Source organism: Exiguobacterium sp. s70, from assembly GCF_018618315.1.
In the GTDB taxonomy this organism is placed as follows: Bacteria; Bacillota; Bacilli; order Exiguobacteriales; family Exiguobacteriaceae; genus Exiguobacterium; species Exiguobacterium chiriqhucha.
In genome coordinates this window covers 223,839-247,131 of sequence record NZ_JACSLV010000002.1, presented here as the reverse complement: position 1 = coordinate 247,131, position 23,293 = coordinate 223,839, and the positions used below count along the sequence as shown (strand labels likewise).

The window sequence follows — 23,293 nt, the reverse complement described above, 5'->3', positions numbered from 1 at the left end:
TATATCACCTGTTTTTCATATGTAATGTTGACTTGTAAACTAGTTTCGCATAATTTTGTGAAGAAGACAACATAAGAAAAGGGGAACTTTACGATGAACCGTTACTTTGATTATGCGGCGACGCACCCGATGACAAAATCCGCCCTCGACCATTACGTCGCCATGGCGCGGAGCGTATACGGTAATCCGTCTTCCCTCCACACGCACGGATATATGGCCGAAGATTACTTGACCGAGGCAAGGCGTTTGGTGAAGCAGGCTCTCGGGCTCGACATGCTCCGCGGGAAGTTGCTCTTCACCGGCAGCGGCTCGGAGAGCAACTATATCGCGCTAACGAGTCTCCGTAAGCGCATGAAAGGCAGTGAAGTCATCACGTCGTGGCAAGAGCACGACTCGGTCGCCCTCCTTCTCGACGAATGGGAAGCGGAAGGCGTGACCGTCCATCGGCTGAAACTAAAAGACGGTCGCTTCGACCAAGAGACGTTCACGCGTCTGCTCGACCGTGATATCGGGCTCGTGACGTTCCAGCACGTCAACTCCGATACCGGATGGACGCTGCCGCTCCACAACATCCTCTGCCAATTGAAATATAAAAAAGTGTTGCTCCATATCGACGGCGTCCAGGCGCTCGGCAAGATTCCTGTCTCGGTCGACGGGATTGACGCCTATTCGTTCAGCGCCCATAAGGTCGGCGGTCCAAAAGGCGTCGGCGGCCTCTATATGGAACGGCTGTTGCCACCGCCCTATTATCCGGGACACCATCAGTACGGCATTCGTCCCGGCACGATTGACGTCCCCGGCATCTGTGCGTTCGTTAAAGCGTTCACCGATCGGCACGAGGCACGGACACGTCATGAAAGAAATTTCTTGGCGTTTCGTGCTATCTTGAAAGAGAAGACATCGTCTTACGTGGACTGGCTCGAGTTCGACCAGCAGAGTCCCGCCATCTTCTCGTTCGTCTCGAATCAGCGGGACGGACAATGGTGGATGACCGAACTCGACGGTCTCGGCTTCCAAGTCTCGGCAGGCTCGGCCTGTCGGGCCGGCCAGAACGGACCGAACCGGATGCTCGAGTCACTCGGCTATGAGACGAGCGCCTGCCACGGCCTCGTCCGCATTTCCTTCGGTGAAGACACGACCGTCGAAGCCACGACGGCACTCGCCGAAGCCATCGTCACTTTAGCAAGGAGAGTTGGATCTTATGAACAAACGCTTAGCCGGTGAAGAACGCCGGCGCACATTATTGGAAATGATTGAACAGAGTTCCGAGCCGATCACCGGCTCCGAGCTCGCCCGCCGTGTCGCCGTCAGCCGACAAGTCGTCGTCCAAGACTTGTCGCTCTTGAAGGCGAAGGGCCATCAAATCGTCGCGACCGCCCGTGGATACGTCTATCTACCGGGCGAGTCGTCACCGTCCGCCTACACCCGTAAAATCGTCTGTCGTCACGAGGCCGAGGCCATGGAGGCCGAAATGAACGCCATCGTCGACGAAGGCGTCACGATTCGGGACGTCATCATCGATCATCCGGTCTACGGTTCGTTGACGGGCCAGTTGATGGTGAAGAGCCGTCGCGACGTCCGTGCTTTCCTCGAACGAGTCGAGGCGAACCAGGCCGCCCCACTTTCGCATTTGACGGGTGGCTTGCATATCCACACGCTCGAGGCCGATAGCGAAGATGCCATCGATGCCGCCGTCTCGGAACTCGAGCGGCTCGGCGTCCTTGTCTCCGAGCTCGACTAAGATGTCACAAATACGTGACATCTTTTCTTTTGCTTTCGGTCCATGTCCGTTATACTGATGGATGGAACAAAGACCGTACAAAATTTGGAAAGGAGGGAACGGTCATGTGGTATTTCTTTGAACAACTGTTGCTCGGCTGCGGCGTCTTCAGCGTCCCGCTCGGTATCTTCATCCAATTCATCCCGAATGAGCTCGTGCTCGCCTACGGTGGCCACTTGATCGGTTCTCTCGACGTCTCGTTCCTGCTCGTCTTCCTCCTCGCGTGGTCGGCGTTCGTCCTCAGTCAAATCGTTCTCTATTGGATTGGCCGTTACGGCGGTCGTCCTGTCGCCCTTCGGCTCTACAAGTCATTTCGCATCAGTGAGGCGAAGCAACAACGCGCCGAGACATGGTTCGATACGTATGGCGCCTGGATCGTCTGTCTGAGCGTCATTTGGCGCCAGCTGTTCGCCGTCAGCGCCGGCGTCATGCGCTTGTCGTTCCGGAAATTTTTGACGGTGACCGTCGTCGTCTTCGCCGTCTGGTCGTTCGTGTTCGTCAAACTCGGGATGATGCTTGGTAGCAATTGGCGTCATATCGGCGAAGTCACGCACGGGTTCTTGCCGTACGTCGGCACCGCCATCGGACTATATGTCCTCATCCGCTATATCCGCGCGAATCCGCGTCTATTTAAAAAGTCAGCCTGAGCAGATTCGCTCGAGCTGACTTTTTTGAATAGAGGGAAAAACGAATAGAGTACCGAATTAAGAATAGTGAGGAAAGCGTTTTTTTCTCGGAATAGAGACAGCCACCTTCAAAGGAGGAATTACCATGTTCCATCGTCGAAAAACGTACACCATCCGTCCTGAACGCTTAGATGAATTCACCGAGTTTTTCCATACATACCTGTATCCGATACAGGTATCGCACGGCGCCCGTCTCGTCGGTCGTTGGGTGACCGAAGACAAGGACGAGGTCATGGCCCTCTGGGAATATCGTGACCGCGAGCATTACGAACAAGTCGAACGCGATTACCGCTCAAGCAGCCTGCGCCGCGAGGCGATGAAGAAGCGGGCCCGTCTCGGCAAAGATTTATATATCAAGTCAAGCGAGGAGTTCATGATGCCGACCGGTCACTACACACCACCGCGCACCATCGTCTCCGTGACGGCCTACGTCACGAACGCCGACGGCGAGGTGCTCCTCGTTCAGAACACGCACCGGAACGATACGTATGAGATGCCGGGCGGACAAGTCGAGGAACATGAATCGATCGTCGACGCCGTGCATCGCGAAGTAAAAGAAGAGACCGGGATTGAGATCGAGGTCGACGGGATCACCGGCATCTATCAAAACGTATCCTCACGCGTACTCTGTGTCACGTTCCGCGCGCGCTACGTCTCGGGCGACCTGCAACCGCAGGAAGGCGAGACGCAAGAAGTCGGCTTCTTCAAGGTCGACGCCTCGAACGTCGGCGACTATATCAAGCGCGATCATTTCCAGATGCGCCTGCTTGATGCGATCGACCCGACGTATATGCCGCACGCCATCTATAAAGTACGTCCATACGAGCTGCTCGAACGCGTCGAGCGCCATCATACTGTATAAACAAAAGGAGGGACCGCCGGTTGGCGATCCCTCCTTTGTTCGTTTACGCTTGTTCCGCCGCTTCGGATTGACCCGTTTCGACGAGCAATTTGCGAATCCGACGCTTTTCGACGTGGAGAACGGTGAATGTCATGTCTTCATACGTGACACGCGCACCTTTCTCTGGAATGTCTCCTAACAGTTCGACGATCCAACCACCCATCGTGTTGGCATCTACTTCAGGTTCTTTAATTCCCATCTCATCCGCAAACTCATCGACATCCATGTCGGCCATACACTCGTAGACGCCATCACGGAGTCGTTTGAGATAGACGATTGACTCATCGTGCTCATCCCAAATGTCTCCGACGAGCTCCTCGAGCATGTCTTCGAGTGTGATGAGGCCGGCCGTCCCACCGAACTCGTCGAGGACGATCGCCATGTGCGATTGTTTTTGCTGAAGGACTGGGAGCAGTTCAATTAATTTTGTCTGCGGTGATACGTATGTGAGCGGACGAATGAGCGAACGAACGTCCGTCACTTCATCCCGCATCATCGAACGAAGGAAATCACGTTCTGACAACACCCCGATGACGTTGTCAATCGAGTCTTTATATACCGGTAGACGAGAATGCCCACCGCTAAAGATCGTGTCTTTGATTTCTTCGAGCGTATCGTCGATGTCGACGGCGAGGATATCAATCCGCGGCGTCAACACATCGTCGACAGTGATGTCGTTGAAGGCGAAGGCGCTATGCACGAGTTCCGCTTCGGTCTCGCCGAGCACCCCTTCTTCTTCTCCCATATCAACGAGCACTTTCAACTCTTCTTCCGTCACCGACGGTTCTTTTTCGTTCATCCCGATCATCCGGAGTACCAACTTCTTCAAGCCAGTGAAAATCATCGTCACCGGTTTCAAGATTTTGACGAGGAACAGCAAGATGCCGCTGATGAGAAGCGAATACTTCTCGGCGAACTCTTTCGCGAGCGACTTCGGTAAAATCTCACCGAAGATCAAGATGATGACGGTCGTCGCGAACGTCGAGATGACGAGGCCGGTCCCGCCCGAGTAAATACTCGTGGCGATGGCCGTCGATACGGTCGCCGCCCCGATGTTGACGATGTTGTTCCCGACGAGAATCGTCGAGAGCGTATCGTCGAAGCGGTCGACGAGGTGAAGGACGCGCTTGGCGCCCTTGTCCCCATCTTCCGACATACGAATCATCCGGACACGGTTCACGCTCGAGAGCGCGGTCTCGGCAGAAGAGAAAAAGGCTGACAACATAACTAAAACTACATAAAGAATTAAACTAGACGAGGGCACAGGGTCCACGTTTACTTCACACTCCATTTCCTAATTAAAAAGATTATTCGACGAATTCGAATTCAAAGTCCAAGATGGCGACGACGCTGCCGTCTTCGGCACCTAACTTGCGAAGGTCGTCATCGACGCCCATTTGACGCATTTGACGCGCAAAGCGCTTGATGGATTCGTCGTGATCGAAGTTCGTCATCTTGAAGAGCTTCTCGATACGAGGCCCTGTGATCACGAAGCGTTCGTATTCATCAATATGAATCTGATACCCCTTCTCTTCCTTCTCGTAACGATAAACGACACGTGGTGTGGCCGTCTTCTCTTCGAGCTCTTCGAGTGGGAACTCAGGTGTCGAGTCTACAAGATTAGCTACTTCGATGAGCAGGTTGCGAAGTCCTTCTTTGGCGAGTGCCGAGATCGGGAAGACTTTGACGTCGTCTCCGATTTTCTTTTGGAACTCTTCAAGTAATTCCGGCGCATCCGGCATGTCCATCTTGTTGGCGACAACGATTTGCGGACGCTCGAGGAGACGTAAGTTGTACGACTCGAGCTCGCGGTTGATCGTCGTGTAGTCTTCGAACGGGTCGCGCCCTTCCATGCCGCTCATATCGATCATGTGGACGATGACTTTCGTCCGCTCGATGTGACGCAAGAATTGGTGACCGAGGCCGACGCCTTGGCTCGCCCCTTCGATGAGTCCAGGAAGATCGGCCATGACGAAGTCACGGTCGTCCGCCGTCTTGACGACACCGAGGTTCGGTGTGATCGTCGTGAAGTGGTACGCGCCGATTTTTGGGCGTGCCGACGAGACGACTGACAAGAGCGTCGATTTCCCGACTGACGGGAATCCGACAAGACCGACGTCAGCGAGCAATTTCAACTCAAGACGCAATTCACGCTCTTGACCTGGCTCCCCGTTCTCGGCAATCTCTGGTGCAGGGTTAGATGGCGTCGCAAAACGACAGTTCCCGCGGCCCCCACGTCCACCTTTGGCAATCGTGGCCCGTTGGCCGTGCTCGGTAAGGTCGGCGATGACCGTATCTGTTTGTGCATCGAACACGATCGTACCTGGTGGGACTTTGACGACGAGCGGCTTCGCTTTTCGTCCGTGCATGCCTTTCGACATCCCTTTTTCACCGTCATGGGCGATGAACTTTTTCGAGAATCGGAAATCAACGAGTGTACGTAATCCCTCTTCTACTTCAAAGACGACGTCACCACCGTGACCTCCGTCTCCTCCTGCTGGTCCACCGTCTGGAACATACTTCTCGCGGCGGAACGCAACCATCCCTTTACCGCCGTCTCCAGCTTTTACAAAAATATTAACCTGATCGACAAACATTTAATTCCCCTCCTTTATAACGAACGTAGAACATTCTACTGTTTGCTCGTACACTTCATCTGACGTGAACACGTCGTCCGGTACGTGACCGAAGACGCGGACCATCAGTCCGTCCGTGAACGTCACATGAATCGGTCCATCCGTTCCTGACAGAAGACGGACAAACTTGTCCGCCACGCGCGCGTCGTCTAGCGACACGCGGTCGGCCGATACCTTATAGGTCAACCGCCCTTCCCAGTTCGCTTGCATGAGGACGAGACTCGTCGTCGGCATGTCCAAGCGAATGAGCGCACTCTCCTCGTCGGCGTGCTGACGATATCGCTCGTACAGCTCCTCAAGTTTTTCAGGCTCGAGCGCCGCGTACAAGGAGATCATCTGAAGCCGATTCATCCATTCGTGACGGACGGTCGATAATAGTTTCAGTGCTGCTTGTGAGTTCATGAAATCCTCTCCTAGTAAAACTAGTAAAAAAGACTCTAACCAAATAAGTGGCTAGAGTCTTCTGCGTGGTTCTACTTACGCAACTGGGTAAACGCTCACTTGTTTCTTGTCGCGACCAAGACGCTCGAAGCGTACTACGCCGTCAACTTTTGCAAACAATGTGTCGTCGCCACCACGGCCGACGTTTTCACCTGGGTGAATTTTCGTACCGCGTTGACGGTAGAGAATCGATCCAGCTGAAACAGTCTGTCCGTCAGCGCGTTTAGCGCCGAGGCGTTTCGAAATTGAGTCACGACCGTTTTTAGTCGATCCTACTCCCTTTTTCGATGCGAAGAACTGAAGGTTCAATTGTAACATGAGGTCCACCTCCTATTGTTCAATTTGGATATAATCACCGTAACTATGGGCGATCGTGTCTAGTTGCACGAGCATCCCTTCTAATAACAGTTGGGTGCGAGTCATGTCCTCCGGTGATACGTCAGGATATGTCTCGACATAAAAGTAGCCACCCTCTGTTTTGTCTGCCATTTCTACAAGAAGCGATTGACCGGCAAGTACCTCGACAGCATTATATGCCCCAAAGATGATGGCAGAAACGCCGGCACAGACCAAATCAGAACCGGGTTCAGCAAAGTTGGCGTGACCTGTCACTTCAACGGAACGAATCGACTTCGTCTCGTCTCGTCTGACCATTACTCGAATCATAGCTTACGCTTCGATTTTCTCGATGCGAACTTTCGTGTAAGGCTGACGGTGACCTTGCTTACGACGGTAGTTTTTCTTAGCTTTCATTTTGAAGACAGTGATCTTCTTCGCGCGACCGTGTTTAACGACAGTTGCTACGACTTTAGCGCCCTCTACGAGTGGAGCTCCGACTTTAACATCGTCACCACCAACGAAAAGAACTTCACCGAATTCTACAGTACCCTCGACATCAGCATCGAGTTTTTCGATGTAGATCTCTTGACCTGCTTCAACTTTGATTTGCTTACCACCAGTTTTGATGATTGCGTACATATACGTGCACCTCCTTATTAAACTCAGACTCGCCATCCAGGGCAGGGCGAAACCATTTCAACCCGTTCTGTGCGGTTGTAGCCATTTGGGTGCTTCCAAACGAACTAACGTTATAGATAATACCACTCTCGTTCAATCGTTGTCAATGACGAGATACGAAATTCTGACATTCCTCGAGCGTCCCGTAGAACGCCACATCCGGTTCTCCGTCGACGAGCAAGACCGTGCAGTCAAAACCGTCCCACGACGCGTCATGCCACTTGCTCGGGAGTGTCACGACGACACCCTCGGCTTGAGGCGCGAGCTCCATCAGCGTCCGCTCCAGCTGCGAGAAGACGGCAAGCTTCGACGGGTTACCGTTATAGGTCATCCGGTCTTGCATCGAACGTCCGGTCCGTTCTCGCGACAGCTCGAACAAACCCATGCGCGTGAAGCCGTAGACTTCGACACGGCGCGGATCGCGGGCACCGAGCTCTTTCATCTTCTTCAAGAGCCGGGCTTGTCCATCCTTTGACCCCCTCAAGAAGTCGATGACGACCATACCGCCGATATTGCGTAACCGGAGCTGTTCCATGACGGCGTAGAGCGCGGCCTCGTTAATCGTATCGGCGGCGCGACCCTTGTCTTTGACAGCGACGTTCTTGCCGCTGTTGACATCGATGACGGTCATCGTCTCGACTTGTTCAATCAAGACGTACGAACCGCCTTCGAGCCAGACGACACGCTGGCCCAGCTTCTCGATTGCCCCGTCGAGCCGGACCGCTTCTTTCATCCGGCCTTTGCCGATATGACGCTCGACGTTGACCTCGAGCCGCGTCAACCGGTCTTGCGCTTCCTTGTCATTCAACATGACCGATTCGACCGCATGGCGTCGCACGAACTGTTCGCACAACAGCTCATCCTGTCCCCCTCGTGCCGTGATGACGTCCTTGGCACGCGTCCGGAGCAAGTCGAGCTCTTCTTGAAGGTCTTCAGGGCTTGCCTGCCCCGACTCGGTCCGGAACAACACCCCTTCTGCCTCTTCGAGGTCGAACACTTTCGATAACCGGTCCTGGGTGACGAAATCGAGCTTGCGGCTATACAACTGGCGCCGACCATAAGGGAAGTAGACGATATACCGTCCGCCGAAGCGGATGTTCTCCGTCACTTTATGGTGTTTGCCGTTGATGCCTTCTTTCGTCACTTGGACGAGTCGCTTCTCACCGACGACGGCCGCCTGACCGATGGCTGGCACGTCCGGATATGCCTCGAGCGCTTTTAGCGTCTCGGCAATTGGCAAGAAGAGCGTCGTCTCGCCGGTCGTCAAAAACGCGGCGCCGAGCGACGGATGAATCCGTTCGATCGCGGCCTCGAGAATCGTCCCGATCGACAGTTGGTCGATGAAGCGTTCCTCGACTTCGAGCAGACGCTCCCCGTCGACGAGCATGGCCCGTTCGATGGAAGGGGTCCGTTCATAGATCAATCGCATATGCGTCTCTCCTTTCGACACAAAAAGGCAACTTTCGTTGCCTTAGGCTTTTTTCATTCCAAATTTCATCATGAGTCGTGTCCAGAAGCCGACCGGTTTTTGTTCGGTCTGAATCGACATGAGCGGCACCGACTCCCCAAGAATCCGGCGCGTGATGTTGCGGTACGCTTGTCCGGCATTGTTATCCGGGTTCATCGTGACCGGTACCCCGCGGTTCGCGGCGGCGATGACTTCTTCATCGTCAACGACGACGCCGAGCAGGTCGATCGACAAGATGCGCATGATGTCATCGATGTCGAGCATATCGCCTGATTCGACGAGGTGGTTCTTGACGCGGTTGACGATCAATTTCGGCGCAGCGACATGTTCCGCTTGCTCGAGCATCCCGATGATGCGGTCCGCGTCCTGAACGGCCGCCTTCTCAGGCGTCGTCACGACGACGGCCTCATCGGCGCCGGCGATGGCGTTCATGAAGCCTTGCTCGATGCCGGCCGGGCAATCGATTAACACGAAATCATATTCCGTCTTCAACTGGTCGATAATCTCTTTCACTTGCTCCGGTTGGACCGATGTCTTGTCTTTCGACTGGGCCGCAGGCAAGAGATACATCTCTTCGAACCGCTTGTCACGGACGAGCGCCTGATGCAATTTGCATTGGCCGTTGATGACGTCGACGAGGTTATAGATGCTGCGGTTGTCGAGTCCTAAGATGATGTCGAGGTTACGAAGACCGATATCCGTATCGACGAGACAGACCGAGTGACCAGACAATGCGAGGCCGGTCCCGAGGTTCGCGGTCGTGGTCGTCTTCCCGACGCCACCTTTCCCAGACGTCACGACGATGGACCGACCTTTCTTCACTTCTTTCACTGTATGTACAGGCTCTACTACTTGCTCCATCAAACTCACCCTCTCTGTAATTCCATTGCATATGCGTCTTTCAGCCCAGTCATGACTTGACGGAGACGCGTCATTTCAATACCCTGATTCGTCTGATATGCGCATCCCATCTCGATCTCCGGAAGCTCTTCGCCGTCGTCCGACGCGAGCACGTGTTCACCGATCGCTAAAAACTTCGGATGGAGCAGACTGGCGGTGATGACCGCTTCCTCCCATCCTTCGACACCGGCACGCACATTTCCTCGTATCGTCCCTAAACAATAGATACTTCCCGTCGCCCGAACTTCGGACCCTGGGTTGATGTCTCCGATAATGAGCACCGAGCCATCGAAATCGAGCACTTGTCCGCTTCGAATCGTCCCGCTATGGTAGTGGAACGTCTTTTTGCCGTAGGTCGCTTTCGCTTCTTCGGTCAACATGACCTCGCTTGATAGCTCCTCGATATAAAAAACGCCATGACGAGCGACGACTTCACGAATTTGACGTGACAGCTCCTCGTCTAAATAACGAGTACCCGCGTGCAATTTGAGTGCAATCTTCCCAGAGGGCGGCTCCATTTCTTGTAACGTGGCCTCAAGCTCTCCGAGCACCTCATCGATGCCACTCCGTGGATTGAAGTGGATTGCAATACCGTTGCGATGTCCTTTTATCGTAATATGTCGTTTACGCTCCATCATGGCTACCCTCTTTTCGCTACAGGTCGCGGCGCCACGTATCGTGTCATCGGCACGTATAACAATGCGATGGCGACAGCGTTGGCGACGAGCGTCCCTGGAATCTGTTCAACTAATAGTGTTTGAATGGTCATGGTCGTCCCACCGACCGCCGTCATGACGCTAAAGATCCCGAAGGAAAACACGAGAATCATGAACGTGAACGTGATGACGACCGAGAAGAAGTTCTCACCTATATATTTTAACACGAAGCTGACTAAGAGAGGAATGAGTGAAAAAGTAAATAAGTAAATTCCGAGCAAGTCGGTATAGACGATGTCATACAACAGTCCAAAGACGAGTCCGAATCCGAACGCCGCCTCGAAGCGACCATACAAACCGACGTACATCAAGCCGATCAATGTCAAATACAAGAACGGCGTCACATAGTGCCATGAGAAGATGGCGGCCCATGTCCCTTCAATAAGAAAGAGGAGGAACAGGGCGATGAACACTTTCATGTTACTCACCCGCTGCTCCTCCTTCCTCGGGACCCGTCAAGAACGGTTCGTCGAGCGTTCGATTGATGACGAACATTTGCGAGAACTCATTGAAGTCCGCTTCTGGTTTGATGCGGGCGACTTGAGATACGCCATATTCATCCGTCTCGATCGACTCGACCGTTCCGATGACAAGACCGGCCGGATAACGGCCACCGAGACCTGACGTCGACACGATCTCGCCTTCTTTCAACTTGACGCTGTTCGAGACCTTCGTGAAGAAGAGCTCGTTCGTCTCGCTGTCGAAGCCGTCAATCGTCCCGTACGTCGCTTTGCCGTCCTCGTCCTTGACGACGGCCGAGACATTGTTCGTCCGGTTGTTGTCCGAGAGGAGTTGCACTTGCGACGTGTAGGCGCTCGTTTGAATGACGCGACCGACCATGCCGCCCGCGGCCGTGACGGCCATGCCTTTCTCGACACCGCGCTCTTCCCCGACGTTGATCGTCACATAGCGCTGCCAGTCGTTCGGCGTGCGCCCGATCACTTCGGCGGGAATCAAATCGAAGTCACGGAGCGATGTATCGGCCGCCTCGACCATTTGCCGCAATTCTTCGTTCTCGCGGCGCAGGTCATCGGCTTCGACCGACACTTCCGCGTATTTCGTCAAATGTTGTTTCAATTGACGGTTCTCTTCATAAATATCGCGTACGTTCGAAATCGAGGACACGGTACTGTCCATCCAGCCGATCGGTACCGTGAACACTCGTTGGAACGTTCCGACCACATCACGCGTGACGTCCTGGTACCAGGCGGATTCCGACCGTCCTCGAATCGAAACCCCCAAGATTACTACGAATAAGATGATACCGATCAGCGTGATGATGAGCTTTTTATTCCGTACGAACCGGCTCATCGTGTGTCACCACTCATCGACGCGACGAGATGCCTGATTTTGAACGGAGGACGTCCATCATTTCAAGAGATTTTCCTGTCCCGATGGCGACGCAATCGAGCGGTTCATCCGCGACGAGTGTCGGGATGTGTGTCTCGTCCGAGATCACGTCATCCAAGTTTTTAAGGAGTGCTCCACCGCCTGTGAGGACGATGCCGCGGTCCATGACGTCAGCCGCAAGTTCCGGTGGCGTCTGCTCGAGCGTTTGTTTCACGCCTGCAAGGATCGCTTCGACCGTATCCGAGAGTGCTTCACACACTTCAGCAGCCGAGACTTCGATTTGTTTTGGAAGACCTGTCACGAGATCGCGACCACGGATTTCCATTTTCTCATTTTCGTTCGAAGCGTCGATGCGAGCCGAACCGACTTCCATCTTGAGCGTCTCTGACGTCCGCTCCCCGATCATGAGGTTGTATTTGTTTTTGATGTAACGAATAATGGCGTCATCCATTTCGTCACCGCCGACACGAATCGATTGGCTCGTCACGATGCCGCCGAGTGAAATCACTGCGACTTCGGTCGTACCGCCACCGATATCGACGACCATCGAGCCTGTCGGTTCCCAAACTGGGAGACCGGCACCGATTGCTGCCGCGAACGGTTCTTCAATCGTGTACGCTTCACGCGCGCCCGCTTGCTTGGCTGCGTCTTCCACGGCACGTTTTTCGACTGACGTGATGCCGCTTGGCACACAGATCATGACGTTCGTCTTCGATGAGAACAAACCGCTCTTCGATTTCTGCGCTTGCTCCATGAAGTATTTGATCATCGTCGCTGTCGTTTCGAAATCGGCGATAACCCCATCTTTCATTGGACGGCGTGCCGTGACGTTACCCGGCGTACGTCCAATCATATCCTTGGCCTGGTTACCCACGGCCTCAATTCTACCTGTATCTGTACGGAACGCCACTACGGACGGTTCACGAACAACGATGCCTTGACCTTTTACATAAACGAGCGTATTTGCCGTTCCAAGGTCGATTCCGATTTCTCGGTTAAAACTACGAAACATACGTGCTGCTCCTCTCTTGGTTACACTATTTTTTATTATAACGGAAAAATCATGTTTGAAAACGTTCATTCGATTACAGGTTATTTACAATAACGTTCATCTCAGTCCTGTCTCACCGTATATTAGTGTGCCTTCTTTTCGACAAAAACGCAAATCAAAAAGCAAGCGCGTGAAAGCGCCTGCTTGGATTCTCTCTCGCAATCGTCACATATTTTTCAAGGTGAGCAGCACTGCCGTTTGAAGCACAGGTCGCTCCGTCTCATGCAGTTTGACAAAAAAGCTTTTCAAAAACGTTTTCACGTTATGCACGACGTGCCAATAGTGTTCGGGCTCGAGTTGCTGTTTTTGTGCGCTCAATCGGGCAGGCAAGTCTTCTAACAGAACGATGAGCTCGTGTTCGTCCATCCCGCGCTGCAATAAGGCAAAGATAGGATTCAACAACCGCTCATCCTCGTCATGCATATATACGGTCGGCATCATCACCTTGTTCCATAGCGCCTCGAGCATCTCACCGAATTCCGTCTCATCGAGGTGCGGATGCAGGACGAGCTCATCGAAGGCATCGGCCACGTGGGCGATCGAATGGGCCCAGCCTTTCCCAGGCACATAGCCTCTCGTGTCGATTTCACAATCGAGATAGGCCAGGAGCTTCGCCTTCAACATGTCGAGATCCGCTTCCGATAAAAATCCTCGTTGCCGGTCCTGATACACGATCAAGGCGATCAACAGCGTCGAGAACGCCCGCGTGAAGACGGTGTCCGATGCCGTCTCCCCGATTCCGTGGAACAAATGATATTTGAGCGTCGTGTGGAGCATATCCGTCAATTGTTCGTTCGTCAGGTGATCGTCTTCGATGATGAAGCGATAAAACAGCGTGTAAATCAACTGGTCCCGAAGCTCTGCATCCGTCGAGCCGATGTGATGGAGCATGGATTGGATAAGCCTAGTTTCGTCTAACCCTTCCAGATTCGTCGCTCGGTTTTTGATATCTGTCAAAATAACTTTCAAATCAAGCTCGCTATAAATAGTCTCTTCATTCATGTCTGATCACATTCCCTCTTCGTAGGTCGTATGTAAACGTATACTCTCGGTGTTCGACGACGGGTTGAACGATTCCTGTTACGGACCAACAACATCTAAAATATGGCTACGATGAAGACGGCGACTGAGCGTCAGGAAGTATGAAGTCTGAACAAAAAAGCAGACGCATATGCGCCTGCCCACTGTTCACCCGTTCATATATCCACGTTGCTTCATACTGACGTAATGGTCCTCCCCGATGATGACGTGGTCAAGACAAGCGATGCCGACGATATGACCGGCCTCAACAAGACGCTCCGACACTTCGATGTCTTCCCGGCTCGGGGTCGCGTCCCCGCTCGGATGGTTATGGACGGCGATGAAACAAGCAGCCGACAGCTTGAGCGCCTCGCGGAACACGTCGCGCGGATGGACAATCGACGAATTGAGCCCACCGACGAACAGCGTCTTCCGGGCGATGAGCTGGTTCTTCGTGTTCAAATACAGGCAAATGAAATGTTCCTGATTCAACAGCCGGAGTTCATCACGGAGCAGTTCATAGGCGTCCTGCGGCGAACGGATTGTCGGCGTCTCCAATTTCGGTTCCTCGACGTAACGGAGACCGATTGCAAACGCCGCGAGCAACTGCTCGGCTTTCTTCTTCGTCATGCCCTCGATTTGACAGAGGTCACTCACAGACGCCTGCGACAGCGCCCGGAGCGTCGGATATACGTCGGACAGCCGTCGGGCCGTCTCGTGCGGGTCGCCACCCCTGCCCCCGATTTGGAGCAGCCGGGCGATCGCGGATTCAACACTTCGGTCGAGCACCATGGTCATTCCTTCACCAACTTTCGCTTCATTCACAGAAAGCGCGGCGATACCCCGTGTCGTTCGAGCGCCTCGACGAGTGGACGGATTGGTAGACCGACGACGTTATAAAAGTCTCCTTCGAGCCGTTCGACGAACAGACCGCCCGACCCTTGAATCCCATAGGCACCTGCCTTGTCATAAGGCTCCGTTGAATCGAGGTAGCCGTCGAGCCACGCGTCCGGGATGTCGATGAACGTGACGTGCGTCGGCGTGACGAACAAGTCCTGTCGCTCAGGGCCGATGATGCTGACGCCGGTGAGCACTTCATGCGTCGCTCCCGAAAGCCGTTGCAGCATGTCCCGCGCATCGTCACGGTCTTTCGGCTTCTCTAAAATCGTCCCGTCTAAGACGACGACCGTATCCGAGCCGATGACGATGGCGTCGCGTTTGTCGCGGGCGACGTCCATCGCTTTCTCGCGGGCGAGGCGTCCGACGTACTCGTCCGGATGTTCCCGTCCGTTCGTTCCTTCGATGACGTTCGAGGGGATGACTTCATGCGTGATGCCGGCCTGGGTCAACAATTCGGTCCGCCGCGGCGACATCGAGGCGAGGATGACACGTTTCTGTGTTGGTTTCATTGTAACGACTCCTTCCATATGTGCGTAACGGGCTTCTTTTCCGTATCACACTTCACTGTCGATTGTAGGCAAACGAGCAGATGTTTACAATCAGAGACCTCTCAAAAAAACGCCCCTTCTTTTCGAAGGGACGTGCGCTCATGGTGTCGTATAATCGTACACCGGGATGTCTTTCGGTGTGAACGTCTGGGCCGGTACGTACCGGTCCTCGACGAGTTGATCGAGGTCCGGGCGATAGAACGCGTCGAGTTCGACCGTGAAGTCGAGCGGCTCGGCCGTCTCGGTCGTGTTCGGTCCCGTCTCCGTAGGTCCAGTAAATTGGACCGTGCGCAAGATGTGAATCCGGTTCATCGACTCGACCGACTCAAGGAACAGGACGAGCGACTCGTACGTGTCCGCTTGGAGCGAGACCGTCGAGCGGACCGATGAGGCGTTGACCGGCGTGATTTCAACCGGTTCGACCGGTTCAGCCGTCGCACTCACATCGTTCGGTTCTGGCTCGTCGATGTCTTCTGGTACTTCCGATTCAGCGATGATGCCGTCGGCGAAAGCGATGCTCGTCACGCGAACGTCAGACAGTTGGCTCGCCTGGGACAGCGTCTCGACGACCGTGTCGAGGGCTGCTTCGGTCGGGACACGCGTCTGCAGGCGCTGGGAATCGGCGACGTCGACGACTTCGCCTTCTTGGCGCAACAGTTCGAGCTTCGTCTGTTCGAGCGACAGTTCCCGTTCGAGCGACTTGACGTTGCCTTGGTGGATGAAATACTGGTAACCGAAATAAGATGGTACGGCGATGGCCGCGAACAAACAGATTGTGAAAATCAAATAAATCGTCGAGCGTTTCATTCGCTCACCACCTCCTCATCGGTCGTCTCTTCCGTCTCGCCGTCCGGTGTCTCACCATCTGGGGTCTCCCCTTCCGGCGTCTCCGGTTCGGCATCGATGAACGTGAAGGTGAACTCGCCGATGTAGCGTGGGAGCGGTTCGTCTGTCGAATCGAGCACGCTCGGCGACAGCGTCGAATCCGTTTCGGTATCCGTCTCTTCCTGTTCCGTCTCCGCTTTCGTCTCGGTCGTCACGCCGAGCAGTTTGACGTTCTCAAACCTCACGTCGTTCAAGAGCGAGCGTTGGAACACGTTCAAATCGGCGAGCGTCTCGAACTGGGTGCGCACGCTCATGAGCGAACCGTCGGCGTAGTTATACGTCAACACGTAGCCCGTCGGTGGCAGTTGTTCCGTCAAGGCCCGTAGTGCTGGCACGGCCAACTTCTCTTCGGCCGTGAGCGCCGTCACCGTCTGGTCGAGCGATAGGACTTGCTGCCCCTTCGAGTTCACTTGCTCGGTCTGATAGATGCGAACGAGTTGCAACTGTTCTTCGATCTGGGCCTCGTTCTGCTTCAATTCGTTCACTTCATAGAACAAGTAACCGGTCGCCCCGCCGCCAATCAAAAGCGCGAGCAGGCTCGCGATAATCGGCCACCGGAGTGTCACATCGGTCGAGTTGATGAAGTTGGCGTCGTGCTCTTTGTCGAGCGTCGCCATTCCGAGGAGCGGCAACATCTGGTGCGACAACGGTGTAGCGTGAGAGAGCGGGAGCGGGTCTTCGATCCGTTTGACCGGCACCATCGCCTCGCTTTCAATCGTCCGGACGAGGTCGTCGAGGTTCGGGACCGTCCCCGAGACGAGCAACTCGTCAATCGGACGACCGTCCGTCCGGAGCGAGTAGCGATAGAAGTCGAGGAAGCGTGCGAGTTCGTTCAACCACTCGTCCGTCTGCGTCGCGAGCGTCTCCTTCGAGCCGCTATATGTATACGTGATGATTCCATCCGTCGTCTCGGCGCGGTACGGGAGGTCGGTCTCGATGGCCCGGATGAACCGGACTTGCCCTTCCTCGAGGACGAGCAACTGGTGCGCGAACGGTGTCACGTGCCAGAGGAGCGTCGATTTGAGCGGGTCGAGCGTCTCGAGTCGGCTCACGCCGTTCGCGATGGCGACCGGGCGTGGAACAATTTTCTTCAATTGGAATCCACGTTTCTTCATGTAGGCGCGGATGGCTTTCGTCAAATCGACCGAGACGGCGTGGAGCATGACCTCGGTCTTCGTCTCCGTCTCGCCGAGCACCTCGTAGTCGAAGGCGACGTCGTCGAACGGCAAGATGATCGAGCTGCCGATTTCCATGAACAGATAGCCGCGAATCTCATCTTTCGGGATTGTCGATGGAATCTCGACTTTACGGGACAATACCTCGGTCTCGGCCATATCGACGGCACAGACCATCCCTTTTCGTACTTTCAGTTTACGGCACAGTTCATCGAAGGCGAGACCGAATGCGTTCTCGTCTTCAATCCGGCCCCCCACGTAGGCGCCTTTCGCCAATTGGACGGAGGCGCTGCGTTTGAACACGCCTTGTTTAATCACGGCCCCGTGGATGCTGAGCGCATCGAACGAGAAATACGCGACCGTTCCTTTCTCTATAGACCGGCTCATGCTGGTTTCCCCCTACATCAAATCAAAATACCAATCAAAGAAGCGTTCGCTGAACCAAAACGTCAGCATCGTACCGAGTGCGATCGACGGTACGAACGGAATCGGCTGTTTGCGATCCATCCGTTTCAAGCCGATGAGCGTCAATCCGACGATGGCGCCAATCAAGCTCGATAAAAAGAGTGCGACGAGGACGTCGCGTGGCCCGAGGACGAGCCCGATTACTGTAAATAGTTTGACATCGCCGGCCCCAAGTCCCCCCTTGGAGACGAAAAAAACGGTGGCGAGGACAGAGAAACCGAGTGCCGCTCCGGCAATCGGGCTCCACCATGCCACATCCGCGCTATAGGCGAGCAATAGGAGGACCGGTGCCGTGAACATGAGGATCACGTTCGGGACGAGCATCGTCGACAAGTCCGACATCGCCAAGGCGAGGAGCGTCGATAAGAAGACGAAGGCGAGAAGCGTCGTGAGGCTGAAGCCATACAGCCAGAAGCTATAGGCGTAACCGACCGCTCCGAGCAGTTCAAAGAGCGGGTACGTCGGCGCGATCCGCCCGCCACAGCCGCGGCATTTCCCGCGCAGGAACACGTAACCGAAGACCGGAATCAGTTCCCAAGCGGATAAGACGTGTCCACATGACGGACAGTGCGAGCGCGGTGTGACGATGGACTGTTTGCGTGGCACGCGGAGCCCGACGACGTTCGTGAATGACGTGATGACGGCCCCGAGGACGAGGCTATAAATGAGTCCAATGAGTTCAACCAATCAAGGTCACTTCCTTACTTGTAAGTATATGCCAAAAACAGAAAACCGGCTAGGCTGAGCGAGTGCCCAGCGCCAGCCGGAGGAAAAGTTATTAGTTTGTAGCTGATTCTTCTTTTTCAAGTTCAGTTCGAGTCAAGTCGCCTTCTGGTGTAGCAGCATATTTATATGAATTTTTTGTTCCGCTATCTAAAGTCACTGTATAGCTGTATTTCCCAGCAGTATTAGTTACCACAACAAACGCATTAGTATAAGTGGCGTTTGTAAACGGATCTTGTAGTTTATCGATAAACTCTTTCCCTGAAACTTCTTTTGGCGTTGTATTAGCTGCAGTAGATGGTGTTCCAGTAAACATAAGTTTTACAGATTCACCTTTAGCAACCGGATTTGAAGCCGCATAAATTTTAGAAGAGCTCACCATCTGCTTCGCATCGGCAACCATCGCATCTTTACGTGAGTTCTCGATAATCCCACCAATCGCGACAACGGCGATGGCTGCGATAATTCCCAAGATGACGACGACGACGAGTAACTCGACGAGTGTGAGTCCGCGCTCATCTTTCAATTGTTTGGCATCTTGCCAAATCATTTTCATTTTCTCTAACATGATTCATTCTCCCCTTTTGTGTGTTGTGCTGTGTTGTGTGCTGCATGCATTACCTTTGACCTAATAATAAGTAGAACAATTTTACTATACATTCAAAATTTAGGATTGAAAAGATACAAATCTGCAAATAAATAAAAAGTTTCTACTGATTTTGGATATCGCCATAAATTTGGAACATCGGGACGACAATCGCGATGACGATGACCCCGACGATGCTCGCCAAGACGACAATCAACAGTGGCTCGATGATCGATTTCAGGCGGTCTGTCGTCGTCTCGACCTCGGTCTCATAAAACTCCGCGACCTCGTTCAACATCGAGTCCAAATCCCCGCTCTCCTCGCCGACCGCAATCATTTGCGTCATGAGCGGTGGAAAGCTATCGTTCCGTTCGAGCGGTTCATGGAGTGGAATTCCTTGTGCCATCATCTTGCGTGCTTGAGCAAGACCTTTACGGATGACACGGTTCGAGACAATCTTCTCGGTAATCTCAATTGCCGATAAAATCGGGACTGCCGCTTGAAGCAAGACGGCCAAACTTCGCGTCAATAACGCGATTTGCGATTTTAGGACAATTGGACCAAAAATCGGCATCTTCAACAACAATCCATCAATCACATACCGTTCCTTGTCGCGCTTCAACATCCATGTGAAGACGAGCAGTGCGAGGAGCGCCCCCCCGAAGATGAGCCACCAGTAGGCGGCGACGAAATCGGAGACGGCGACGACGATACGCGTGATGAGCGGGAGTTCCCCGCCGAGCTGTCCGAAGATGCTCGCGAACGTCGGGACGACGTTCACCATGAGGAAGGCGACAACGCCGATGGCGACAATTGAGACGACGAGCGGATACGTCAACGCTGAGATGACTTTCCGTTTGACGTCATATTGTTTTTGGAGCTGGAGCCCGATTTGGTCGAGCGCCTCCTCCAAGTTCCCGCTCGCCTCACCCGCAAGTGCCATCGAGCTGAAGAAGTTTGAGAACACACGAGGATGCTTCTTGATCGCCTCCGAGAAGGCAATCCCTTCGCGCAAATCGTCCTCGACTTGGCTGAGCGTCTTCTTCAACACTTTCGACTCGGTCTGGACGCGCAAGATGGACGTCGCCCGAACAATTGGCACGCCGGCCCGGATGAGCGTCGCGAACTGGCGCACGTACATAATCAAATGTTCAATCTTGACTCGCTCGGGGAGCAAGTTCACTTCTTTATTCAGTCCGGTCGACTCGAGTTCAGCGAGCTCGGTGACGAGAATCGATTCTTGGCGCAGCTTTTCTTTCGCCTCCCGGAGCGAGACGGCGGTGACCCGCCCTTTCTTACGCTTCCCGTTCAGCAGTTTACCTTCGTATTGGAAGATGGCCATTCAGTCACCTCTCTTCATTTGGTACGGCGTTCGGGTTGATGACGCCTTGACGGACGAGCTGTTCGATCGCCATGTCCATCGTCTGCATCCCGTTCTGCCGGTTCGTCTGGATGACGGTCGGGAGTTGGAACTCCTTCTCGTTCCGAATCAAGTTGGCGACGGCCGGATTGCCAATCATAATCTCCATCGCGGCGACACGACCTTTCGGCACGTCGACGCGCGGGAACAAGCGCTGACTGACGACACCGAGCAGGACGTTGGCGAGCTGGGTCCGAATCTGGTCCTGTTGCTCGGCCGGGAACGCGTCGATGACACGGCTGACGGTCGACATCGCGCTCGACGTGTGGAGTGTCGCCATGACGAGGTGACCCGTCTCGGCAGCCGTCATCGCCGTCGAGATTGTCTCAAGGTCACGCATCTCACCGAGCAAGATGACGTCCGGGTCTTGACGGAGCGCGGCCCGGAGACCGTCGACGAACTTCATGACGTCGGAGCCAATCTCACGCTGGTCGACGATGCTCTGGTCGTGCGAGTGCAAATACTCGATCGGGTCCTCGAGCGTGATGATTCGTTTCCGCTGCGTGCGGTTGATCTCATGAATCATCGCGGCGAGCGTCGTCGATTTCCCTGACCCCGTCGGTCCGGTGACGAGGATGAGCCCGTACGGCTTCTCAATCAGTCGCTTCAGCACTTGCGGCAAATCGAGCTCGTTCATCGTCGGGATTTCCCCGGAAATGGAACGGAACGCGATCGCGACCGTGCCCCGTTGGTAATAGGCGTTGACGCGGAACCGCGATACGCGCGGCACTCCGAACGAAAAGTCGAGGTCGCGCTGCATCTCGAGTCGGCCCCGCATCTCTTCGGTCATGATGTCTTTCAAATAGCTCTCGATATGGAGCGGCAACACTTTCTCGTCACCCATCGTGATGAGGCTCCCGTCGACCCGGATGATCGGCGGCGAGCCGGCGGTCAAATGGATGTCCGAGGCGCGTTGCTCGACCGCTTTCGTTAAAATCACTTCAATCGACTGATGGATCATAGGCTCACTCCGTTATCACTGTTCTCAATATCTCTTCGGTGTTCGTCAGTCCGAGTGCGACTTTCTCAAGTCCATCGGCGAGGAGAAAGCGGACGCCTTGTGCTTTCGCATAGGCGACCATCTCGGCCTCTGTCGCCTGGTTCATAATCAACCGGCGCAACCCTTCATCGATCGGCACGACCTCATGAATGGCGAGCCGTCCACGGTATCCCGTGAAATTACACGAGGCGCAGCCGTTGCCGCGCATGATCCGTTCGACAGGAATGCCTTCAGCAGCAAACAGTTCCTGTTCCCGTTTCGAGACCGGCTGTTCGTGCCCGCAATCCCGACAGACGCGACGGACGAGCCGCTGGGCGACAAGCCCTGAAGTCGAGGCGGCGACGAGGAACGGTTCGACCCCCATGTCAATCAAGCGAGTGATTGAGCTGATAGCCGAGTTCGTATGTAGTGTCGATAACACCAAGTGACCGGTCAATGATGCCCGGATGGCGATCTCGGCCGTCTCGGTGTCACGGATTTCCCCGACCATGACGATGTTCGGGTCTTGTCGCAAAATCGAACGCAGACCCGACGCGAACGTCAAGCCGACCTTGGCGTTGACTTGGACTTGGTTGATGCCGTCGAGCTGATACTCGACCGGGTCCTCGACCGTGATGATGTTTTTCGATTCATCGTTCAATTCGCGCAGCGACGCATAGAGCGTCGACGACTTCCCTGACCCGGTCGGCCCGGTGATGAGGATAATCCCGTTCGGCCGTTTCAGCATGTCGCGATACACGGCCTCGTTCTTGTCGCCGAAGTCGAGTTTCGTCAAATCGGTCAACCCTTCCGACGAGTCGAGCACCCGGATGACGATTTTCTCGCCATACATCGTCGGGAGCGTCGAGACGCGGAAGTCGTACGGGCGGCCCCGGAGCGTATATTTGATACGTCCGTCTTGTGGCAAGCGGCTCTCCGTGATATCTAGGTTACTCATGACCTTGAGGCGCGTCAGCATGACACTTTGAATCTTCTTCGGATAGATGGCTTCGGTCCGGAGGTCACCATCGACCCGAAAACGGACGTGCAACTGTTTCTCGTGCGGGTCGAAGTGGATATCTGAGGCTCGTTGGTCGATGGCGCTCAAGAAGAGCTGATTGACCAGCCGGATGACCGGCGCGTCATCTCGCGACGCCGTCTCTTCGCGATCGAGTTCCGGTGCTTCTTCTTTTAAAATCTCGATGAGTGACGCATCCATCTCGTAATAGCGGCCAATCGTCTTGCGAATCTGTTCGCGCGTGGCGATCCCGACCTCGATGTTCATCCCCGTCTGAAGCCGGACGTCATCGATGGCGATCAAGTCGAGCGGGTCCGCCGTCGCGATGAACAACGTGTTTCCTTGTAGCGAAATCGGCATGATGTCATGTTTTTGGGCGATGACTTTCGGGACGAGTTTCGTCACGGTCACGTTGATATCTTCTGAATATAATGAAATGACCGGCACGTTCAACTGTTCGTGCAACACTTGAATCAATTGCGTCTCGGTCAAATAGTTTAATCGCATGAGCGCGTCCCCGAGCTTTTCCCCAGTCCGCTTTTGTGCGAGCGCTTCGTCGAGCTGGCCTTGCGTGATGATACCCGCCTCGACGAGCATCTCGCCGAGCCGTTTTTTCATTCTTCTCAAC

The 23,293-nt window shown here is 54.4% G+C and carries 26 protein-coding genes and 1 other annotated feature; of the genes, 4 read left to right on the top strand and 22 right to left on the bottom strand.

The genetic code is table 11. The annotated features are described in order from the left end of the window. The first annotated feature begins 93 nt into the window (after positions 1–93). The 4 genes from KNP84_RS05940 (at position 94) to KNP84_RS05925 (ending at position 3,328) form a co-directional block, all read left to right on the top strand. Complete coding sequence (locus tag KNP84_RS05940) at positions 94–1,224, top strand: cysteine desulfurase family protein (protein WP_021066890.1); 1,131 nt, start codon at positions 94–96, stop codon at positions 1,222–1,224. Then, positions 1,202–1,741 carry a transcription repressor NadR gene (locus tag KNP84_RS05935; RefSeq protein WP_021066889.1) on the top strand — a complete coding sequence of 180 codons (540 nt, stop codon included), beginning with the start codon at positions 1,202–1,204 and terminating at the stop codon, positions 1,739–1,741. The genes KNP84_RS05940 and KNP84_RS05935 overlap by 23 nt, the downstream gene beginning before the upstream one ends. 104 nt (positions 1,742–1,845) lie before the next feature. Next, on the top strand, positions 1,846–2,427 hold the full coding sequence (locus KNP84_RS05930; protein WP_058763234.1) for a DedA family protein: 582 nt from the start codon (positions 1,846–1,848) through the stop codon (positions 2,425–2,427). A gap of 124 nt (positions 2,428–2,551) precedes the next feature. Next, entirely contained in the window at positions 2,552–3,328 is a 777-nt protein-coding gene (locus tag KNP84_RS05925; protein ID WP_058763233.1) for an NUDIX domain-containing protein, read from the top strand. A 43-nt stretch (positions 3,329–3,371) separates the two neighbouring features. Here KNP84_RS05925 and KNP84_RS05920 read toward each other — a convergent pair whose 3' ends face one another. The 22 genes from KNP84_RS05920 to KNP84_RS05815 form a co-directional block, all read right to left on the bottom strand. After that, positions 3,372–4,658: a hemolysin family protein gene (locus KNP84_RS05920; RefSeq protein WP_052013679.1), complete on the bottom strand. Its 1,287-nt coding sequence runs from the start codon at positions 4,656–4,658 to the stop codon at positions 3,372–3,374. Positions 4,659–4,674: 16 nt separating this feature from the next. Next, a complete protein-coding gene (gene obgE, locus KNP84_RS05915; RefSeq protein WP_021066885.1) occupies positions 4,675–5,964 on the bottom strand; it encodes a GTPase ObgE in 1,290 nt (429 codons plus the stop codon). Further along, complete coding sequence (locus KNP84_RS05910) at positions 5,965–6,405, bottom strand: Spo0B domain-containing protein (RefSeq protein ID WP_215114481.1); 441 nt, start codon at positions 6,403–6,405, stop codon at positions 5,965–5,967. Between the two features lie 75 nt (positions 6,406–6,480). After that, the gene (rpmA, locus tag KNP84_RS05905; RefSeq protein WP_016508537.1) at positions 6,481–6,762 is read right to left on the bottom strand and encodes a 50S ribosomal protein L27; all 282 of its coding nucleotides are present in this window, start codon (positions 6,760–6,762) and stop codon (positions 6,481–6,483) included. Between the two features lie 12 nt (positions 6,763–6,774). Then, complete coding sequence (locus tag KNP84_RS05900) at positions 6,775–7,110, bottom strand: ribosomal-processing cysteine protease Prp (protein WP_031200131.1); 336 nt, start codon at positions 7,108–7,110, stop codon at positions 6,775–6,777. 3 nt (positions 7,111–7,113) lie between these two features. Further along, the gene (gene rplU / locus KNP84_RS05895; RefSeq protein WP_016508528.1) at positions 7,114–7,422 is read right to left on the bottom strand and encodes a 50S ribosomal protein L21; all 309 of its coding nucleotides are present in this window, start codon (positions 7,420–7,422) and stop codon (positions 7,114–7,116) included. A gap of 15 nt (positions 7,423–7,437) precedes the next feature. Further along, positions 7,438–7,509, bottom strand: a sequence feature (ribosomal protein L21 leader region). Positions 7,510–7,564: 55 nt separating this feature from the next. Then, positions 7,565–8,890 carry a ribonuclease E/G gene (locus KNP84_RS05890; protein WP_215114480.1) on the bottom strand — a complete coding sequence of 442 codons (1,326 nt, stop codon included), beginning with the start codon at positions 8,888–8,890 and terminating at the stop codon, positions 7,565–7,567. A 42-nt stretch (positions 8,891–8,932) separates the two neighbouring features. Next, positions 8,933–9,790 (bottom strand): septum site-determining protein MinD, encoded by an 858-nt coding sequence (gene minD / locus KNP84_RS05885; protein ID WP_215114479.1) that lies wholly within the window; start codon positions 9,788–9,790, stop codon positions 8,933–8,935. A 5-nt stretch (positions 9,791–9,795) separates the two neighbouring features. Further along, positions 9,796–10,464, bottom strand: a complete 669-nt coding sequence (locus tag KNP84_RS05880; protein WP_021066880.1) for a septum site-determining protein MinC — start codon at positions 10,462–10,464, stop codon at positions 9,796–9,798. Between the two features lie 5 nt (positions 10,465–10,469). Next, positions 10,470–10,964 (bottom strand): rod shape-determining protein MreD, encoded by a 495-nt coding sequence (mreD, locus tag KNP84_RS05875; RefSeq protein WP_052013683.1) that lies wholly within the window; start codon positions 10,962–10,964, stop codon positions 10,470–10,472. Between the two features lies 1 nt (position 10,965). Next, positions 10,966–11,856: a rod shape-determining protein MreC gene (gene mreC, locus KNP84_RS05870; RefSeq protein WP_021066878.1), complete on the bottom strand. Its 891-nt coding sequence runs from the start codon at positions 11,854–11,856 to the stop codon at positions 10,966–10,968. 13 nt (positions 11,857–11,869) lie between these two features. Next, positions 11,870–12,907, bottom strand: a complete 1,038-nt coding sequence (locus KNP84_RS05865) for a rod shape-determining protein (RefSeq protein WP_021066877.1) — start codon at positions 12,905–12,907, stop codon at positions 11,870–11,872. 204 nt (positions 12,908–13,111) lie between these two features. Further along, positions 13,112–13,948 carry a DUF2785 domain-containing protein gene (locus KNP84_RS05860; RefSeq protein WP_215114478.1) on the bottom strand — a complete coding sequence of 279 codons (837 nt, stop codon included), beginning with the start codon at positions 13,946–13,948 and terminating at the stop codon, positions 13,112–13,114. A 186-nt stretch (positions 13,949–14,134) separates the two neighbouring features. Further along, a complete protein-coding gene (gene radC / locus KNP84_RS05855; RefSeq protein WP_251131171.1) occupies positions 14,135–14,758 on the bottom strand; it encodes a RadC family protein in 624 nt (207 codons plus the stop codon). Positions 14,759–14,787: 29 nt separating this feature from the next. Next, a complete protein-coding gene (locus tag KNP84_RS05850) occupies positions 14,788–15,375 on the bottom strand; it encodes a Maf family protein (RefSeq protein WP_251131170.1) in 588 nt (195 codons plus the stop codon). 138 nt (positions 15,376–15,513) lie between these two features. Beyond that, on the bottom strand, positions 15,514–16,221 hold the full coding sequence (locus tag KNP84_RS05845; protein WP_215114476.1) for a hypothetical protein: 708 nt from the start codon (positions 16,219–16,221) through the stop codon (positions 15,514–15,516). Next, positions 16,218–17,861, bottom strand: a complete 1,644-nt coding sequence (gene pilM, locus KNP84_RS05840; protein ID WP_215114475.1) for a pilus assembly protein PilM — start codon at positions 17,859–17,861, stop codon at positions 16,218–16,220. The genes KNP84_RS05845 and pilM overlap by 4 nt, the downstream gene beginning before the upstream one ends. Positions 17,862–17,873: 12 nt before the next feature. Beyond that, positions 17,874–18,626, bottom strand: coding sequence for a prepilin peptidase (locus tag KNP84_RS05835; RefSeq protein WP_215114474.1), 753 nt, complete (start codon positions 18,624–18,626; stop codon positions 17,874–17,876). Positions 18,627–18,717: 91 nt separating this feature from the next. Then, positions 18,718–19,230 carry a prepilin-type N-terminal cleavage/methylation domain-containing protein gene (locus tag KNP84_RS05830; RefSeq protein ID WP_214836892.1) on the bottom strand — a complete coding sequence of 171 codons (513 nt, stop codon included), beginning with the start codon at positions 19,228–19,230 and terminating at the stop codon, positions 18,718–18,720. Between the two features lie 142 nt (positions 19,231–19,372). Further along, the gene (locus KNP84_RS05825) at positions 19,373–20,590 is read right to left on the bottom strand and encodes a type II secretion system F family protein (protein WP_029595836.1); all 1,218 of its coding nucleotides are present in this window, start codon (positions 20,588–20,590) and stop codon (positions 19,373–19,375) included. 4 nt (positions 20,591–20,594) lie between these two features. Beyond that, positions 20,595–21,629, bottom strand: a complete 1,035-nt coding sequence (locus KNP84_RS05820; protein ID WP_029595837.1) for a type IV pilus twitching motility protein PilT — start codon at positions 21,627–21,629, stop codon at positions 20,595–20,597. A 4-nt stretch (positions 21,630–21,633) separates the two neighbouring features. After that, a complete protein-coding gene (locus KNP84_RS05815; protein WP_251131169.1) occupies positions 21,634–23,283 on the bottom strand; it encodes a GspE/PulE family protein in 1,650 nt (549 codons plus the stop codon). Positions 23,284–23,293 lie beyond the last annotated feature (10 nt).

Bases quoted from the DNA above. Each gene is read 5' to 3' on its own strand.
- KNP84_RS05940 (WP_021066890.1), top strand. From the start codon at position 94: ATGAACCGTTACTTTGATTATGCGGCGACGCACCCGATGACAAAATCC.
- KNP84_RS05935 (WP_021066889.1), top strand. From the start codon at position 1,202: ATGAACAAACGCTTAGCCGGTGAAGAACGCCGGCGCACATTATTGGAA.
- KNP84_RS05930 (WP_058763234.1), top strand. From the start codon at position 1,846: ATGTGGTATTTCTTTGAACAACTGTTGCTCGGCTGCGGCGTCTTCAGC.
- KNP84_RS05925 (WP_058763233.1), top strand. From the start codon at position 2,552: ATGTTCCATCGTCGAAAAACGTACACCATCCGTCCTGAACGCTTAGAT.
- KNP84_RS05920 (WP_052013679.1), bottom strand. From the start codon at position 4,658: ATGGAGTGTGAAGTAAACGTGGACCCTGTGCCCTCGTCTAGTTTAATT.
- obgE (WP_021066885.1), bottom strand. From the start codon at position 5,964: ATGTTTGTCGATCAGGTTAATATTTTTGTAAAAGCTGGAGACGGCGGT.
- KNP84_RS05910 (WP_215114481.1), bottom strand. From the start codon at position 6,405: ATGAACTCACAAGCAGCACTGAAACTATTATCGACCGTCCGTCACGAA.
- rpmA (WP_016508537.1), bottom strand. From the start codon at position 6,762: ATGTTACAATTGAACCTTCAGTTCTTCGCATCGAAAAAGGGAGTAGGA.
- KNP84_RS05900 (WP_031200131.1), bottom strand. From the start codon at position 7,110: ATGATTCGAGTAATGGTCAGACGAGACGAGACGAAGTCGATTCGTTCC.
- rplU (WP_016508528.1), bottom strand. From the start codon at position 7,422: ATGTACGCAATCATCAAAACTGGTGGTAAGCAAATCAAAGTTGAAGCA.
- KNP84_RS05890 (WP_215114480.1), bottom strand. From the start codon at position 8,890: ATGCGATTGATCTATGAACGGACCCCTTCCATCGAACGGGCCATGCTC.
- minD (WP_215114479.1), bottom strand. From the start codon at position 9,790: ATGGAGCAAGTAGTAGAGCCTGTACATACAGTGAAAGAAGTGAAGAAA.
- KNP84_RS05880 (WP_021066880.1), bottom strand. From the start codon at position 10,464: ATGGAGCGTAAACGACATATTACGATAAAAGGACATCGCAACGGTATT.
- mreD (WP_052013683.1), bottom strand. From the start codon at position 10,964: ATGAAAGTGTTCATCGCCCTGTTCCTCCTCTTTCTTATTGAAGGGACA.
- mreC (WP_021066878.1), bottom strand. From the start codon at position 11,856: ATGAGCCGGTTCGTACGGAATAAAAAGCTCATCATCACGCTGATCGGT.
- KNP84_RS05865 (WP_021066877.1), bottom strand. From the start codon at position 12,907: ATGTTTCGTAGTTTTAACCGAGAAATCGGAATCGACCTTGGAACGGCA.
- KNP84_RS05860 (WP_215114478.1), bottom strand. From the start codon at position 13,948: ATGAATGAAGAGACTATTTATAGCGAGCTTGATTTGAAAGTTATTTTG.
- radC (WP_251131171.1), bottom strand. From the start codon at position 14,758: ATGGTGCTCGACCGAAGTGTTGAATCCGCGATCGCCCGGCTGCTCCAA.
- KNP84_RS05850 (WP_251131170.1), bottom strand. From the start codon at position 15,375: ATGAAACCAACACAGAAACGTGTCATCCTCGCCTCGATGTCGCCGCGG.
- KNP84_RS05845 (WP_215114476.1), bottom strand. From the start codon at position 16,221: ATGAAACGCTCGACGATTTATTTGATTTTCACAATCTGTTTGTTCGCG.
- pilM (WP_215114475.1), bottom strand. From the start codon at position 17,861: ATGAGCCGGTCTATAGAGAAAGGAACGGTCGCGTATTTCTCGTTCGAT.
- KNP84_RS05830 (WP_214836892.1), bottom strand. From the start codon at position 19,230: ATGTTAGAGAAAATGAAAATGATTTGGCAAGATGCCAAACAATTGAAA.
- KNP84_RS05825 (WP_029595836.1), bottom strand. From the start codon at position 20,590: ATGGCCATCTTCCAATACGAAGGTAAACTGCTGAACGGGAAGCGTAAG.
- KNP84_RS05820 (WP_029595837.1), bottom strand. From the start codon at position 21,629: ATGATCCATCAGTCGATTGAAGTGATTTTAACGAAAGCGGTCGAGCAA.
- KNP84_RS05815 (WP_251131169.1), bottom strand. From the start codon at position 23,283: ATGAAAAAACGGCTCGGCGAGATGCTCGTCGAGGCGGGTATCATCACG.